The organism is Candidatus Pelagibacter sp. HIMB1715, from assembly GCF_052047595.1.
Taxonomy (GTDB): Bacteria; Pseudomonadota; Alphaproteobacteria; order Pelagibacterales; family Pelagibacteraceae; genus Pelagibacter.
Genome location: NZ_JBNAJY010000017.1, coordinates 1 through 16,026, shown reverse-complemented (window position 1 = coordinate 16,026; position 16,026 = coordinate 1). Strand labels below are relative to the sequence as shown.

General features: G+C 29.4%; 20 protein-coding genes and 1 pseudogene. 6 read left to right on the top strand and 15 right to left on the bottom strand.

All coding sequences use genetic code 11. The features are described from left to right. Complete coding sequence (locus ACTTAY_RS05075) at positions 1–1,074, top strand: YeiH family protein (RefSeq protein WP_440672609.1); 1,074 nt, start codon at positions 1–3, stop codon at positions 1,072–1,074. On the opposite strand, the gene ACTTAY_RS05070 is transcribed toward ACTTAY_RS05075, so the two are convergent. From ACTTAY_RS05070 to mnmA, 13 genes are all read right to left on the bottom strand, one after another. Next, positions 1,071–2,150 carry a TSUP family transporter gene (locus ACTTAY_RS05070; RefSeq protein ID WP_440672608.1) on the bottom strand — a complete coding sequence of 360 codons (1,080 nt, stop codon included), beginning with the start codon at positions 2,148–2,150 and terminating at the stop codon, positions 1,071–1,073. The genes ACTTAY_RS05075 and ACTTAY_RS05070 overlap by 4 nt on opposite strands. A 29-nt stretch (positions 2,151–2,179) precedes the next feature. Continuing rightward, positions 2,180–2,314, bottom strand: a complete 135-nt coding sequence (locus ACTTAY_RS05065) for a hypothetical protein (protein WP_440672607.1) — start codon at positions 2,312–2,314, stop codon at positions 2,180–2,182. A gap of 66 nt (positions 2,315–2,380) precedes the next feature. Further along, complete coding sequence (locus ACTTAY_RS05060; protein ID WP_075506610.1) at positions 2,381–2,731, bottom strand: hypothetical protein; 351 nt, start codon at positions 2,729–2,731, stop codon at positions 2,381–2,383. A 27-nt stretch (positions 2,732–2,758) separates the two neighbouring features. Continuing rightward, on the bottom strand, positions 2,759–4,618 hold the full coding sequence (aprA, locus tag ACTTAY_RS05055; RefSeq protein WP_262589350.1) for an adenylyl-sulfate reductase subunit alpha: 1,860 nt from the start codon (positions 4,616–4,618) through the stop codon (positions 2,759–2,761). Further along, complete coding sequence (gene aprB / locus ACTTAY_RS05050; protein ID WP_075506608.1) at positions 4,618–5,088, bottom strand: adenylyl-sulfate reductase subunit beta; 471 nt, start codon at positions 5,086–5,088, stop codon at positions 4,618–4,620. Before aprB ends, aprA begins: the two co-directional genes overlap by 1 nt. 33 nt (positions 5,089–5,121) lie before the next feature. Then, on the bottom strand, positions 5,122–5,916 hold the full coding sequence (locus ACTTAY_RS05045; RefSeq protein ID WP_440634933.1) for an adenylyl-sulfate reductase: 795 nt from the start codon (positions 5,914–5,916) through the stop codon (positions 5,122–5,124). Positions 5,917–6,014: 98 nt separating this feature from the next. Next, on the bottom strand, positions 6,015–6,413 hold the full coding sequence (locus ACTTAY_RS05040; RefSeq protein ID WP_440634934.1) for an HIT family protein: 399 nt from the start codon (positions 6,411–6,413) through the stop codon (positions 6,015–6,017). A 2-nt stretch (positions 6,414–6,415) separates the two neighbouring features. Continuing rightward, positions 6,416–7,159, bottom strand: coding sequence for an aminotransferase class IV (locus ACTTAY_RS05035; protein WP_440634935.1), 744 nt, complete (start codon positions 7,157–7,159; stop codon positions 6,416–6,418). Further along, a complete protein-coding gene (locus tag ACTTAY_RS05030; protein ID WP_440654362.1) occupies positions 7,119–7,679 on the bottom strand; it encodes an aminodeoxychorismate/anthranilate synthase component II in 561 nt (186 codons plus the stop codon). Before ACTTAY_RS05030 ends, ACTTAY_RS05035 begins: the two co-directional genes overlap by 41 nt. Beyond that, a complete protein-coding gene (locus ACTTAY_RS05025) occupies positions 7,676–8,890 on the bottom strand; it encodes a chorismate-binding protein (protein WP_440672606.1) in 1,215 nt (404 codons plus the stop codon). Before ACTTAY_RS05025 ends, ACTTAY_RS05030 begins: the two co-directional genes overlap by 4 nt. Continuing rightward, on the bottom strand, positions 8,868–10,088 hold the full coding sequence (locus ACTTAY_RS05020) for an MFS transporter (protein WP_440648669.1): 1,221 nt from the start codon (positions 10,086–10,088) through the stop codon (positions 8,868–8,870). The genes ACTTAY_RS05025 and ACTTAY_RS05020 overlap by 23 nt, the downstream gene beginning before the upstream one ends. Then, positions 10,085–11,260, bottom strand: coding sequence for a trans-sulfuration enzyme family protein (locus ACTTAY_RS05015; protein ID WP_440672605.1), 1,176 nt, complete (start codon positions 11,258–11,260; stop codon positions 10,085–10,087). Before ACTTAY_RS05015 ends, ACTTAY_RS05020 begins: the two co-directional genes overlap by 4 nt. Positions 11,261–11,423: 163 nt before the next feature. Further along, positions 11,424–12,542: a tRNA 2-thiouridine(34) synthase MnmA gene (mnmA, locus tag ACTTAY_RS05010; RefSeq protein ID WP_440654366.1), complete on the bottom strand. Its 1,119-nt coding sequence runs from the start codon at positions 12,540–12,542 to the stop codon at positions 11,424–11,426. Between the two features lie 41 nt (positions 12,543–12,583). Here mnmA and ACTTAY_RS05005 point away from each other — a divergent pair, with 41 nt between their 5' ends. After that, positions 12,584–12,754, top strand: a complete 171-nt coding sequence (locus ACTTAY_RS05005; protein ID WP_075506600.1) for a DUF3553 domain-containing protein — start codon at positions 12,584–12,586, stop codon at positions 12,752–12,754. A 3-nt stretch (positions 12,755–12,757) separates the two neighbouring features. Then, positions 12,758–13,522, top strand: coding sequence for a 3'(2'),5'-bisphosphate nucleotidase CysQ family protein (locus tag ACTTAY_RS05000; protein WP_440672604.1), 765 nt, complete (start codon positions 12,758–12,760; stop codon positions 13,520–13,522). Between the two features lie 134 nt (positions 13,523–13,656). Here the strand turns inward: ACTTAY_RS05000 and ACTTAY_RS04995 are convergent, their stop codons facing one another. Then, a complete protein-coding gene (locus ACTTAY_RS04995) occupies positions 13,657–14,220 on the bottom strand; it encodes a regulatory protein RecX (RefSeq protein WP_440672603.1) in 564 nt (187 codons plus the stop codon). A gap of 24 nt (positions 14,221–14,244) precedes the next feature. Here ACTTAY_RS04995 and ACTTAY_RS04990 point away from each other — a divergent pair, with 24 nt between their 5' ends. Both ACTTAY_RS04990 and ACTTAY_RS04985 read left to right on the top strand, forming a co-directional pair. Beyond that, a complete protein-coding gene (locus tag ACTTAY_RS04990; RefSeq protein ID WP_440672602.1) occupies positions 14,245–14,718 on the top strand; it encodes an ABA4-like family protein in 474 nt (157 codons plus the stop codon). After that, positions 14,711–15,289, top strand: a complete 579-nt coding sequence (locus tag ACTTAY_RS04985; RefSeq protein WP_440672601.1) for a 2-hydroxychromene-2-carboxylate isomerase — start codon at positions 14,711–14,713, stop codon at positions 15,287–15,289. The genes ACTTAY_RS04990 and ACTTAY_RS04985 overlap by 8 nt, the downstream gene beginning before the upstream one ends. On the opposite strand, the gene ACTTAY_RS04980 is transcribed toward ACTTAY_RS04985, so the two are convergent. Next, positions 15,286–15,630 carry a rhodanese-like domain-containing protein gene (locus tag ACTTAY_RS04980; protein ID WP_440634946.1) on the bottom strand — a complete coding sequence of 115 codons (345 nt, stop codon included), beginning with the start codon at positions 15,628–15,630 and terminating at the stop codon, positions 15,286–15,288. The two genes, ACTTAY_RS04985 and ACTTAY_RS04980, sit on opposite strands and share 4 nt — an antisense overlap. Positions 15,631–15,688: 58 nt before the next feature. On the opposite strand from ACTTAY_RS04980, the pseudogene ACTTAY_RS04975 reads away from it, so the two are divergent. Then, positions 15,689–16,026: pseudogene (locus tag ACTTAY_RS04975) on the top strand (glycosyltransferase family 2 protein); the annotation flags it as partial.

Here is a 16,026-nt window from a genome sequence, read left to right as displayed (position 1 = left end):
ATGGCTAAAAATAAGTACCTGGTACTTTTACCTGGTATTATACTTGCGTTTGTTCTTTACACGCTATCGCAAGGTTTTAATAATATTATAGGCACAGAGTTACTAGGATATGAAAAAAGTCCTATATCCACTGCAATGATAGCAATCCTTTTAGGAATGTTCTTTGGAAATGTTTTTAAAATAAGAGAAAGTTTCATAAGAGGTTTGGATTTTACTCAAAAAAATATTTTAAAACTTGGAATAATTTGCTTAGGTATTCAATTAAAACCTTTTGAGTTTCTAGAATTTGGTGCAATTGCTATTCCTTTAATAGTAATTTGTATCGTAAGTGTATTGGTAGTCATTAAACTTTTAATCAATAAATTAAAGATTCCAAGAAATATGGCTTATCTAATTTCTATCGGAAGCACGGTATGTGGAACAACAGCCATCATGGCAACCGCTCCTGTTATTGGTGCTAAAAAAAATGAGATATCCTATGCAATTGCGAACATCACTTTGTTTGGAATTCTCTCAATGTTAATCTATCCATACTTTGCAAATTTTTATTTTAATGGGGAACCACTTCTAATCGGTTTGTTTTTGGGGACTTCTATACATGAAACAGCGCAAGTAGCAGCTGCTGGATTGATCTATGATCAGCAATTCAATAGTCCAGAGACTTTAAATGTAGCAACAGTTACTAAACTAATCAGAAATACTTTTTTGATTATTATGATACCCTTGTTTGCGTATCTTTATAACAGAGGCCAATCTAGAGAAAAAAAATACTCAATAATTAATATTTTTCCCTATTTTGTACTTGGATTTGTTGCAATGATTATTGTTAGAAATGTTGGCGATCAACTTTTTATTACAAACAATAGTGAACTTTGGCTTAGCACTGTAGATAACATTAAATCTTTATCAAAAATATTCCTAACAATGGCAATGGCGGCAATTGGTATGTCTACTAATTTAAGAGATTTAAAAAATATGGGATACAAACCTTTTGTAGTTGGGTTTGTTGGAATGGCCACTGTTGGAATTGTTTGTTTAGGGACTATTGAATTATATCTTTACTTATTTAATTAAGATTTCATCAACATTTGTTTTTTAAAATTTGAAAAAAATCTTCTTATAAAAGCTGCTGCTACACCTAAAAATATTGCAAACATAATTGAAAATAAGCCATAAAAGAATGGCATCTCATTAGAAAAATCAAGAATAAATTGTGAGAAAAAATTTAAATCAGGAATTACAGAAGTGATTGTTGAATTTGTATCATGATCTGCAAAAAATGAATCATAAGCAATAGCAATACCAACTGCTAAAATCAAAATAGCCATCAATGCTCTTAATCCTGAGCTATCAATTTTTTCTCCTAATTTTTGTCCAATCTGAACACCAATTATTGATCCAATAACAAGTAGAAATACTAAAAGTAAATCAATCGAACCATAATTAAATGAATGTAGGAAAGTAACAATTACACTTACAAAAATTGTAACAAAAAGCGATGTTCCAGGAACAAGTTTAGTTGGCATCTTAATTATATAAATCATTGCTGGCACTAATATAAATGCTCCACCTATTCCCATTATTGCAGCAATAAAACCAACTACTAAACCAATAACTATTGGGGTAAAGATACTTTCATATAATTTTGATTTTGGAAATCTCATTCTTAAAGGAAGACCATGGATCCAATAATGAACATGTAATTTTTTTTTAACTAAAATATTTCTTTTGGCTTTATCAATCTCACCAAGGCTCTCGACTAACATTAAAGATCCAATGATTGCTAAAATATACATGTAAGCTAAAGAGATTACCGTGTCTATTTTTCCTATACCTTTAAAATAAGAAAAAGTAAAAATTCCTAATGAGGTTCCTATGGCACCACCAATAACAATCATTAAACCCATTTTGTAATCTAAAGTATTTTTTAAATAATGTGTTGTTGAACCAGAAACTGAAGTAGCTAAGATATTGTTTGCTTCATTTGCTACTGCATAAGCAGGAGGAATTCCTAAAAAAATTAAAAAAGGCGTCATTAAAAAACCGCCACCTACTCCAAACAATCCAGAAAGGACACCAACTATTGCACTTAATATAAGAATTTCTATTGGATTAACAAAAACTTGTGCGATGGGTAAAAATACATCCATTTAAAAAAATAAATTGTTTAAAAAACAACTTAGTTAAAAGTAATAAAAGTTCCAACTATAATAACTCCCCAATAAGCAGCTAAACTTAAAAATATACCTGTTTTTACTAAAGAAACTTTTAAGCTAGTTAGTTTATTGAAAATTTTTACGTTAGAAAATTGCATTAAGTGCGTCAATACACCCAGAGAACAAATTGTCAAATATTATTTTAAAATTACATAAATTTTTTTCTAATAGATCGTTGCGCCAAAAACTTTAACCATTTCATCCTCAACACCCAATACTAACCTTCCTAAAAATTCTCCTGGAATTTCTTTATTGGTCTGTTTTATCAGAACAGTTATATGCTCTCCTCTTCTAAGACACCCAAAAGGCTCAAACGTTTCATGAAGATTAGTGATAAGCTTATTGTTAGCCCATTGTTTTCCAAGCTCTACTTCATTGGCTCCAAAGAGCATCTGAGTTGAAAAATCTCTAGTAAATCCACCATAATCTTTAAGGTTTGATGATTTTACCAAGTTGAACCAAATAGGTTTAGCCAACTCATATATTTCATCATCTTTTTTTGATAAAATATCCATTACTTGTCTAATTCTAATTAAAGTATCTTAAGAAGCTTTTTTCTTCTCGTTCTCATCCACGATGTGGTAGACCGGAACCTTCTCCATACTAAATTTACCAGTTTTTGGATCTCTTCTAGAAACTGTCAGACAATGCCAATTATCATCATCAAGTTTCATATGATCTCCTCTATAATAGTATCCTGGCCATCTAGTTTCTTCTCTAAATAAAGTATGTTCAGTTACACACTGAGAAGTTAAAGCTCTATGTTTCAACTCCCAAGCTCTCATCAATTGGTGATAATCCTCAGCACCCACATGCTCAAGATCTTCTTGAAGCCATTCAAGTAATTCAAGGCCTCTTTTCAACATATTGCCATTAGTCATATAATTAGATGTAATTCCACCTACATATTCATCCATAATCTTCTGTAGTCTTTGTAGACCTTGGATTGGTGATATATAGCTAGGAGAGACAGTTCCACCAGTGATTTCGTTTTGTGCAACAGTGAAGTTTTCAAGTGGTTTGTAGACCATTGCTTTGAAATCCTCACATTGTTTGTCTGAAACCTTAACTCCTTCAGCTTTTTTATCTTCAATATACTTAACAGCAGCTTTAGCAGCTAATCTACCTTCTGTGAAAGATCCAGATGAAAACTTATGAGCACTTCCACCCACAGTGTCTCCAGCACCAAATAAACCATCAATTGTAAGCATTCTGTTATAACCCCAGAAATATTCTGGTGGAGATAAATCTTCAGGACCGCTTACCCAAGCTCCTGAACAAGTAGCGTGTGAACCCATTACATAAGGTTCTGAAGTTGTTAATTCAGGATTTGTGTATTTAGGATCAATGTTTTGAGACGCCCATACAACAGCTTGACCAACAGTCATTCCTAAGAAGTTCTCCCAACCAACTGTTTCTAAATGTGGATCTTGGAAAGCTTCAGTTGTAACCATATGAATTGGTCCACCACCAGCAGCAACTTCTTGAATGAAAGCATGATTTCTTAAACAAGTAGGTGTTGGGTGATGATCAATATATTCGCCAACTAATTCTTTAGTTTGATCATACCATTTCTTCTCATAATTTTCCCCATTAGCGTTCTGGGTATACGTTTTTAAGTGTAAGAAATAAGCTCCAACTGGCCCATAACCATCTTTAAATCTACATAACACAATTCTATTTTCCATTTGTGTCATTTTAGCTCCAGCAGCAATAGGAAGAGCATATGCTGAACCGTTACTCCAAGGGGCATACCAAGTTCTACCCATTCCTTCTCCAACTGCTCTTGGTTTGAAGATATGAGAAGCACCACCAGCTGCAACTATTACAGCTTTTGCTCTAAAAACATGAAAATCACCTGTTCTCATGTTGAAGCCAACTGCTCCACCAATTCTATTATCTTGTGACTCATCCATAAGTAAATGAGTTATCATTATTCTATTATAAATTTTGTCAGCAGATTTTTTTGCCGCCTCAGCAACAATAGGTTTGTAACTTTCACCATGGATCATGATCTGCCATTTACCTTCTCTTAAATATCTTCCAGTTTGTTCATTTTTCATCATTGGAAGACCCCATTCATCAAACATGTGAACAGTAGAGTCTACGTGTCTAGCCATGTCGTAACCTAAATCTTCTCTAACCATTCCCATTAAGTCATTTCTTGCATATCTAACATGGTCTTCAGGTTGATTTTCTCCCCATTGCATTCCCATGTAACAATTGATTGCATAAAGACCTTGAGCAACAGCTCCACTTCTATCTATGTTTGCTTTTTCTACACAAACAATTTTCATATCTCTTCCCCAGTGTCTAGCTTCGAACGTAGCACCTGTTCCAGCCATACCACCACCAACAACTAATATATCGCAATCCTCGTAATGTGTCTTATGTCTAGCCATTAGTAGTAAACTCCTTTTTTAAACGATTCTTTTGGAACTGATGGTAACTCACCATCAATATTTAAACCTTCTGGCTCAGTATAAAGTCTTTGTGAATTAATCTCACCTTGGTTTGGTTTGTCACCTTCAGCAAGTTTTGGAATAAATTTACCCCATGGTTTTGTAGTAATCGGAGAAACAAAGTTTTTCTCTGTTCCATTTCTAAATTTGATCTTCCATGAGATTGTTCCTTTTTCTTCTTCTCTTCTAACTCTAACGCTATGACCCATAGGAGCAAAATCAGCATAGCCTCTTACATCAATTGCATGATTTGGGCATGCTTTTACACATGAATAACATTCCCAACAAAAGTTAGGTTCAATATTTTTTGCACGTCTGATATTTTCATCTATGTGCATAATATCTGATGGACAAATATCCACACAGTGACCACAGCCATCACATCTTGTCATGTATACGAAAGTTGACATAATTATTTATTCTCCTTTTTTAATTTCATCATATTAATAGTGTTTAGGTTGCTCTCTTTTAATACCTAAACCAAACTGTTCAGGCGCGTCAGCAGGAGGAGGTAAGTTGTCTCGTGAACCATCTGCTTCTGCTAAATTTTTTTGGATTGCTGCACCAGGTTTATAAAACATATGTGCAAATTTAGACCAATAAACTCCTCCAAATAAAACTAAATTTGAAAGGACAAATAAAGTCAAAAATAAATAAGATAATCCTGCTTGACCATTAGATTGTGTGTAAGACCACAATAAACCAAAAGTCGAACAAGCTAATAAAGCTAAAACAAATAAATCAGCTTTAATAATTCTGTACCAAGGATGCGCTTCCGCAGATACATCTACTCTTAAAAAAAACCAAAACCAATAACCACCAACACATGTAAGTATTGCTCCTACATGCCAAATCATAGACCAAGTAGATGAAGTAGGTTTATCAGCTCCTGTGTAGCAAAATACTAAAACTGCTGATGCAACCCAAAATAATATTGTTCCATACATTCCAAGAACATGTGCAAGTCTTCTTTTTCCAAATCCAAGTTCTGCAGTTGTGCCGATATCATAAACTGTTGTCTTTGCGATAATTGAAGCTCTTTCTCCTGTACTCAATTCCTTAACAGCATTAGCTTTAGCTTTTTTGGCATTATTAAAAAAATAAGTAACGTTTTTGTGAACAATCATTTGTATAATTGTTCCTGCTGCAATCAAAATTACCATAGCAATTATGAAGCTTTGCATTGCAAAAGGTGAGACTGTTTCAGCTAAAATTGAAAAAGGATTTGTAGATAACATAATTTTTAATTATTTATAAAGTTAATTTGAGATTTTCTAGTCTAGTTAAATAAAGAGTTCAACTAAAACTATTGGTCAATATTGTCATTAATAACAACTTACGGTTTACGTTTGTAATGTTGTTTATTAGGAATTACTGATCTTACCCCACCTTGGGGGTTATCAACGTCACCTTCTCTTCTTGGTATCAAGTGTATATGGCAATGCATTATAGATTGACCTGCAATTTTTCCAGCATTTGTCCCAATATTAAATCCTTTAACATTAGTATCTTTACTTAGAATTTCATTTTTAACTATTTGGATAAGATCATTGCAAGCAATCAATTCATCATTTGTCATGTCAAAATAATCTTTAATATGACGCTTAGGAATTATTAAACAGTGGTGATCAGAAACAGGATAAGAGTCGAAACTTGCATAAGCAAGATCATTTTCGTGAGCAATACCACTTTTTTTTGAATCACAGAATAAACAAGGATTGTTAGGATCTCTCATATTTAAATTAGAGTATTATATATTTTTCTAAGTTTATTAAAGGAAACATTATTTCGACTTTTCCATTTTAATTCATCTATTTTTGACACTGACATAACTCCCTTTCCTGATCCAATAAGAATTATTTCTTCATAATCATTAATTTCTTTAATTGATATATCTTTAAAATTAATTTTAACTTTTTTACTTATAAACTTAAGTGTATTTCCAAAATAACAATTTTTTTTTGGAGAAAATATTTTTCCATTTTTAACAAAGACTAAATTTGAAGTGCCTGTTTCTAATATTTTATTGTTTGCAACTAAAGCAATATCAAATTTAGAAGAGTCAACCTTACTAAGTTTTGCTAAAATTTTTTTGTAATAAAGATTTTTATAATTTGGCTCAACTCTTTTATATTTAAATAATAAAAGACTAAAATTTTTTTTAATTTTTGGTCTTTTTCTTATAGATACAGATATTAGTTTTTTATTTAAAGCAATTCTAAATAAATTATCAGGACCTTTGTAGAGTGTATTTTTTTTAATTAGATCTAAAATAATATTCTTTAAGTTTTTTTTTCTAATTGCATATTTTTTTGTAGATTTAATTAAGTTTTCAATATGTGGTTTTAACAATATTAACTTGGGAGGTTTTCCAACCATACGCATTGTTGTAAATACACCTCTGGATCCCCAAAGATCTTTAAATGCAACTTCTTTAAGATTACTTAGCTGATAAGATTTTTTTAATAAGAGTGTTACCATTTTCTGTTAAAAAAGATTCTGGATGAAATTGAAATCCGTATATTTTGTTTTGATTATCCTCAAGGCCCATTGGTATTTTTGTTTTACTACATCTCATAGTTATTTTAATAGAATTTGATTTAAATGGCTCCATTAATTTTAATGAATGATATCTTCCCACTTTGAACTCTTGATTGTTTTTAAAAATTTTACTTTGATTATTTGTTTTTATTTTAGATTGAAAACCATGGTAAATTTTTTTTTGTTGTATTATTTTGCCTCCCTCATTATGTAAAATCATTTGATATCCAAGACAAATACCAATAATTTTTTTCTTTCCTTTGTATTTTTTATAGATTTTTGAAGTAGTGGGATAATCCATTGGTGATCCGGGTCCTGGTGATAAAACAATCACATCACTTCTATCAAGTAATCTATCATTTACTTCATAATAGTTTGAGCAAATTACTTTATCAAATTTTGCAAATTGATGAACAACATTCCATGTGAAAGAGTCTTGATGATCAATTATGTAAATCATTTAAATAACTCCAATAAAGATTTTGCTTTAATATAATTTTCGTTAAATTCTTTCTTTGGAGAGCTATCTAGCACTACTCCAGACGCAGCTGAAATCTCTGATTGATTTTTATAATTTAATATAGATCTGATTATAATATTAAACTTCATATCTTGATTAAATTTAATAATACCAAAACTCCCTGTAAAAATATTTCTACTTTCTTTTTCTTGATTATTTAAAAGTTCTAAAGTTCTAATTTTAGGACAACCAATCACAGATCCACCTGGCATCATTGCTTTAATAATATCAATCAATTTCGTATTTTTATTTAATATTCCACCGATTGAAGTCACATAATGAAAAAGATGCTTATATTCCTCGACATATTTTTTTTTAAGTATTTTTACACTTCCAGGTTTACAAATTTTTGATAAATCACTTCTTTCCATATCAACTATCATGTTGTGTTCTTTGGTTTCTTTTTCATTATTTTTAAAATACCTAAGAGCTATATTTTTATTTGATAATAATTTTTTCTTAAAGGTACCAGCTATTGGTTTAGTAATTATTTTATTTTTTTTCTTATCTATTAATGTTTCAGGAGAACAACTTACTATAGAGTAATCCTTATCTTTAATCATAAATGACTCTGGTGAAGAATTAACTCGCATTAATTTCCAAAAAAAATTAACAGGATTGATTAAAGATTTATTCTTATATTTTGTGCAAATTTTAATTTGATAAGTCTCTCCTTGTCTTATTTTTTTTGAAAATAATTCAAATATTTTTCTATATTTTGCATAAGAAATATTAATCTTGAAAGGACTTAGTATTTGAGTTTTATTAAATTGATAATTGAAGGTGTGTTTTTTGATATTAGATATAACTTTAATATCCTTTCTAATTTTAATTATTGTCTCGGGTTTATAAAAAATTCCTTTATAAAAATTTATTCTTTTTTTATTTTTTAATTTAATACCAATTAAATTACATAAAATTTCATAACCAAAAAAACCAAGATATAAATCTGTTTCTTTTTTAAAATTTTTTTTCTCGATGGAATTAAGAAATTTATATATATTTTTTTTTGTTAAAATGATCTTTTTAGAAAAATCAGTATAAATATTGTATCCACCATCTACTTTATAAATTATTAAAGGCTTATCTGATTGATACAGATCCTCTAAGTAAGGGTTGAATTTAAGTTTATGCTGGCTGTGTTCTTTCAATTGCTTTCTCTACTATAGGTAAGTGTATCAGACCTGCAAATAATGATAATGCGATAGATCCGTACCATGCATAGTCAAAATTTCCATTTAATTCATAAAATACACCACCTAGATATGCTCCTAAGAAAGAACCAATTTGATGGCTTACGAAAACTATTCCATATAAAAGTCCAACGTATTTTGTGCCAAATATATGGGCCACAATTCCATTTGTTGGAGGAACTGTAGATAGCCATAAAAATCCAAAAGTAACTCCAAAGACGACAGAATTAAATATACTTGGTGGTAAAAAAATAAAATAAATAATTGAAACTCCTCTTAATAGGTAAATTGCACTTAATATTTTTTTCTTACTATACCTTGTTGCTAAATAGCCACTCGTAATCGTACCAGCCATATTAAATACACCAATTAAAGCTAGCACCATTGCTGGTGTCCAGTCAGGCAAACCTTTGTCTGCCATATAAGTTGGAATATGTGTTGCTACTAAAGCAATATGCCAACCACAAACAAAAAAACCTAAAGTAAGATAGATAAAACTTTTATTTGCAAATGCTTCTTTTAAAGCTTCTCTTGCAGTTTGATTGTTATCTTTATTAACACCAACTGGTATTTTTGGAGTGCTAACAAATAAAGATATTACCAAGCCAATTCCTAAAAGAAGAGAAAAGTATAAAAGAGTATTTTCCCAACCTGTTTCAACTAAAGAATATCTTACAAGTAAAGGTGAAACAAAATATCCAAAAGAACCTGCGCATGTAACTATACCTGTTGCAATAGTTCTATTAGATGCTGGAAAATGCTTAGCTACAACTGATACAGGAATACCTATTGCCGTAGAACCTAACCCAATTCCTATCATTACTCCTATAGTTAAAGTAAAGTAACTTCCAGTATTAAATCCAGAATAAAAAAATAAAACTCCAACTAAATAAAAAACAAAACCAATAAATATTGCAACTGCTCCTCCATACTTATCAGTAATTACACCAAATAATGGACTAAATACTCCCCAGAGTAATAACTGCAATCCCATAGCAAATCCAAAATGAGAAATAGAAATATCTAGGTCAGTATTGAAATCAAAATAAAACAAACCAAAAGTCTGTCTTATACCTAAAGAAATTATTACTACTATCGATGCAGCTATTAGAGTAATTAAAGCTTTTTTACTTATAGTAAAATTTTCTGAGCTCATTTAAGACTTTTGAGAGCTTGTTTTATATCAGCTATAAGATCTGCTGGATCCTCTAAACCAATATGCAGTCTAACTATGTACTCGTTTTTTGCTAATTTAAGATAGCTTCTATTTCCTTGTTCTCGAACATTTTGATGCAAAGCTAAACTTTCAAATCCTCCCCAACTATAACCGTGTCCAAATAATTTTAAATTATTTACAAATTTTACAACTGCCTTTTCACTTTTAGCTTTTATTCTTAAACCCATTAAACCTGAGGCACCTGAATAATATTTCTTCCACATTCTAAAATTGTAAGAGTCTTTTTTGTATGGATACAATAATTTTATATTTTTAAATTTAGATAAAAACTCTGCTACTTTTTTTGCATTTTCTCTATGTCTATCTAACCTGACATCTAAAGTTCTTAATCCTCTTGTAATCAAATAAGCATCATCAGGTCCCAATCTTAAACCTGTAACTCTTTCAGTTGCTTTTACTTTTGGAAATACCTTTTTATTGACCGCTAAACTTCCACCCATTACATCAGAATGACCTGAGTAATATTTTGTTGCTGAAACAATTGCCATATCAAAACCGAGTTTAATAGGTTTTAAAAAATATGGAGTTCCCCATGTATTATCAATTGCTGTTAAAATTTTATGTTTTTTTGCAATGGAGACAATCTTCCCTAAATCTTGAAAATCAAAAGTGTTACTTCCTGGGTTTTCCACAAAAATTAATTTTGTTTTTTTGGTAATTGCTTTTTCTAGTGTTTTAAGATCATTTGGATCATAAAAAGTTGTTTTAATATTAAATTCTTTTAAAAAATCTTGTGTCAAAAGTCTTGTTGGACTGTAAACTGGGTCAGCTGCAATAATTTCATCACCAGGTCTTGTAACACTGAAGATTGCAAGGAATACCGCTCCAAACCCAGTAGGTGTTAAAAAAGTAAAATAACTTTCTTCAAGTTTAGATAAAATTTGTTGTAAAATGTGAGTCGTTGAAGTTCCTTGTCTTCCGTAATCAAAATGTCCACCTGTTGGGTTTTTTTTTGCCTTGTCTTGTGTTTTTCTAATATCTTGCATCGATTTGAAAATAATCGTTGATGCTCGTACAATTGGTGGATTAACAGACTGATTATGAAAGTCTTTCGCTGTATGTTTTAAAAATGTTTTAAAAGAATTACTCATAATAAAATTTGATATGTTTAAAAGACAATGCTATATCCCGTAAAAAACGTCAATAAATTAATAAATAGGACTAAATGAGTTATCCGAAGAAACATAGGGGTCGAAGAAAACAAGGCTCCAAAAAGAGAAGAGCAAAAAGAAAAAATAAGAAGAAGTAATTCTTTTATTCTTTAATCCAACCACCGCCAAGAACTCTATGACCATATTGGTCTTTGCTATAGAATACGCATGCCTGTCCTGGAGATATTCCATCCTCAGGATTTAATAGATGAACATTTGCAGTATTATTATCTTTTAAATCTACTTTTGCCTCAAGAAGACTACCTGTTGATCTAACCTTTACAAATATATTTTGATCAAGATCTTTTTTATCAGTTAATAAATTTAAATCTTTTAAAGATATTTCTTTTTTTCCAAGGTTTTCTTTAGGCCCTACTATAATTTCATTTTTATCTGAATTTATTTTTAAAACATATAAAGCTTCTTTATCTGAAACCTTAATTCCTTTTCTTTGTCCAATTGTAAAGTTAATAATACCATCATGAACACCAATTACTTTTCCATCTAAATTTTTAATGTTCCCTTTTTGAAAAGAGTCTGGTCTAAATTTTCTAATTACTGATGCATAATCTCCATTAGGCACAAAACAAATATCCTGACTATCTGGTTTATCAGCTACATTTAAATCTAGCTCTTTGGCAATTTCTCTTGTTTTATCTTTTAACATTCCACCTAATGGAAATCTTAAATAATCTAATTGCTCTCTTGTTGTGTTAAATAAAAAATAACTTTGATCTCTATTTTCATCAATTGCTCTGTACATATTATTGGTGTTGTTTGATGTAATATTTTTTACATAATGTCCTGTAACTAGTGCATCTGCTTTAAGATCTTTTGAAACTTCAAATAAATCTTTAAACTTTACTGTTTGATTACATTGAACACATGGAATTGGAGTTTCACCTTTTAAATAACTGTCAACAAAGTTATCTATTACTCCTTGCTTGAATTTATCTTGATAGTATAAAATTTTATGCTCAATACCTAATTTATGAGCAACACGTTTTGCATCCATTATATCTTGACCTGAACAACACTGTTTAGATTGCGCTACTTCTTTTCCATCATCATAAAGTTTAAGAGTTATTCCAATAACTTTATAACCTTCGTTTTTCATAATTCCTGCTACAGTTGACGAGTCTACCCCACCAGACATTGCAACAACGACTGTTGTATCTTCAGGTTTTTTGTCAATTCCGATAGAGTTTAATTCTTTATTCATTAGGTGGTATTTATACTGATTTACAATATAAGTTAAATTAAATGATTTTAGATTATGAACCAGGTGACAAAGTCACTAATCCTGAGAATAAAGACTGGGGTATTGGACAAGTACAATCAATCATAAAAGATAAGGTTACTGTCAATTTTGAAAATGCAGGTAAAAAAGTAATAAACGCAAAAAATATAGAATTAAAAAAAATTGGTAAATAAAAAATGGACTTACAAAAAATTATTGAAGATTTAGTTGATGCTTTTTTATCAGCAGGAGATTTATCTCTTCAGCTTAGAGAAAAAGGATTAAGTAAAGAAATTAAATCTGACAATACACCGGTGAGTAATGGTGATATTGAAGTAAATAATTTTATATCTTCAGAAATATCAAGAGTAACACCTGACATTCCAATTATTTCAGAAGAAACTTCTGAAAACAAAGATAATTCTAAATTAAAAGATTTTTGGTTGGTGGATCCTATAGATGGAACCTATGATTACATAAACAATTTAGAGGAATTTACTATTAATGCAGGTTTAATTATTAATAATAAACCTGTTGCAGGATTAATAAATGCGCCTGCTAAAAAAAGAATGTTTTATTCATATGGTAAAGGCAATTCTTTTGAACTTACTGATAACAAGAAAATAAACCTTTTTGAGTTACCATCTGAAAAAACAGAGGCACTTAATTTCATTTCTTACAGCAATAAAATTAAACCTGAGATACAAAAGATTTATGATGAATTGGGTGTTAAGGAGCATACTAGAATGAAAAGTTCTTTAAAATTTTGTGTTGTTGCTGCATGTGAATTTGATGGTTATGTTGCTGAGCCTAGAGCTTACGAATGGGATATTGCAGCAGGACATGCAATTTTAGAAAATGCAGGTGGATCTGTGAGAGACTTTGATGGTAATGAAATTTTATATGGTAAGAAAGATTTAAAAAATCCAAGTTTAATTTTAAAAAGTAAAAATATAATTTAATGGATGAGCAATTAAGAATTATTTTAATTATAATAGTATCCGTCTCAATTTTTGGATTACTAGTTTTTGTTTTTGTTAAAAATTATATTAGAAACAAAATAAATCATCTTGTTGATGAAGAGAAAAAAAGAAAATTAAAGTAATTTAATTATCTTTTCATATTCATTTTTATCAATATCCATTACTTTTTTTGATGTTTCAAAATCAAATCCATTTCTTGCTAGTAAAGAAATATCTTTTTTATAAAACAAAGTTCTATTATCCTCTGCTCTTGCTGGTCCTATTCTCTTTTTCTTACATAATTTTATAGCTGAAAAAAAATCCTGATCAGAATTATCTTCTTTTATTTTCTCAACTGTATCTTTAATAAAACCATCATCAATTCCTTTGCCCATTAAATAATTTCTAATTTTATTTATCGAATTTCCTCTTTGGATCATGCTCTTCGCTTTGCTTTCTGAATAAAATTGATCATTGATAAATTTATTTTTTTCTAGATCAGATAGAACAATATCGATTAATTTATTCACATCTTTTTTTCGAGAGTCTGTTGCAGAGAGTTTCGTATATTTTTTTAATAAATATGTTTTAAGTTGTTGTTTTGAAGGTGCATATTTTTCAACATAGGTAAACGCAAAATTCCTCATTTCATCAACAGTAACTTGGAGTGTTTTTCTCTTATTTCTTATAGGAATCATCGTTAGATTTTATATAATATAAATATGATCGAACAAATTTATAACTACTTCACAATTGATGTGCTTTATATGTGGATCAATTTAGGAGTTATACCTTTTTGGTTTATCTTAATAGTTTTTCCCCAGTCACACTTAAGTAGGTATGTAGTAACTACTATATTTCCATTTCTATTATTAAGTGGGGTATATATTTACATTTTATACAGATCTTTCATCGTTGGTTATGACTTCAATGCTAATTTTAGTTTGTATCTTGGTTTGGTTGAATTATCTCGACTGTTTGAAGATAATCTATACCTAACTCTTTTCTGGACTCATTTTGTAGCTATAAATTTATTTGTTGGTGGGTGGATGGTTAAAGACTCTCAAAAATACTATGTAAATAAAGTTTTAATGTCAGTTCCTTTAATAATTACATACCTAATTGGACCTATAGGATTATTAATTTATTGGATAATTAGAATTTTTTACGCCAAAAAATTAAATCTATATGAGTGATCATATAGATTTTTACTTCGATATTATTAGCCCTTACGCTTACATCGCATATAAAAAAATTTTAAAAATTAACAATGTTGATTTTAAATTAAAGCCAATATTGTTAGGTGGTCTTCACAACTTAGCAGGTATTACAGCTCCTGCATTTAACAAATATAAAATGAAAAATATGCAAAATGATTGTGAGCTTGTTTCAAAAAAAAATAACATAAGTTTCAAATGGAATTCTAAATTTCCAATAAACTCTTTAAGTATAATGAGAGGTTATCTTTGTGTTAAGGATGATAAAAAAGAAGAGTACTTAAATAGTTTTTTTGAAGCTTATTGGAAAGAAGATATAGATTTATCTAATGAAGAAAATATCAAAATAATAATAAAAAAATTAAAAATTGATGAGAATGATTTTTTTAATTCTATTGGTAATCAAGATATTAAAGATAAATTAAAAGAATTAACTGAAGAAGCTTTTCAAAAAGAGGTGTTTGGAGCTCCAACTTTTATAGTAAATAATAAAATCTTTTGGGGACAAGACCGTCTAGAATACGCCTTAGATGAAGTTAAAAATATTTAAACTATTTTAAAACTACTGTTACTTATAGATCCAAAACCACCCTCGATGTGAGAGATGTTTTTGAAACCTTTTTCAGTTAGAGACTTTACTGACATTTCAGATCTAACTCCACCAGCACAAAACAAAACTACTTCTTTATCTTTATCAATTTGACCATTTTTATAAACATCACTATTAGGATCAAGAAGAACTTCTAAATTTCCCATAGGTATATGGTTGGCTCCTTCAACTCTTCCAGTAAGTTCTAATTCATTTAATTCTCTAATATCAATTAGATTGCATTTGTTTTCTTGAAACATTTTATATGCTTCATCAGCATTTATAGTTTTAATTTCACTCATAATGTTAATAAATAAAGTTTGAATTGATTTAACTATTATTATTAATTATTTCTAGCTTATGAAAGTTCAAAATAAAACAATTAAATCAAATTTTTTTAAAAAATTGTTTATTAAAATTTGTAGAGTTTTTGATTTTGAAATTATTGATCAAGGTAATTTAACACTTCCTGTTAGTAACAAAAAAGACATAAAAAACCTCTCAAATATAGGTAATGAGTCTTTAATCATTCCGATGGGTAGAATTAAGATTACACGGTCAGTTAAATCTTTAGATATAATTTTAAGAACATGTGCCTCAGTAAATATGCTTTCTCAATCAAAAAAAAGAATTTTTAAAAAAAATAAATCTGAGTATTCTTTGAAAACATTAGTTTCAATTATTAACTCAATTAATAA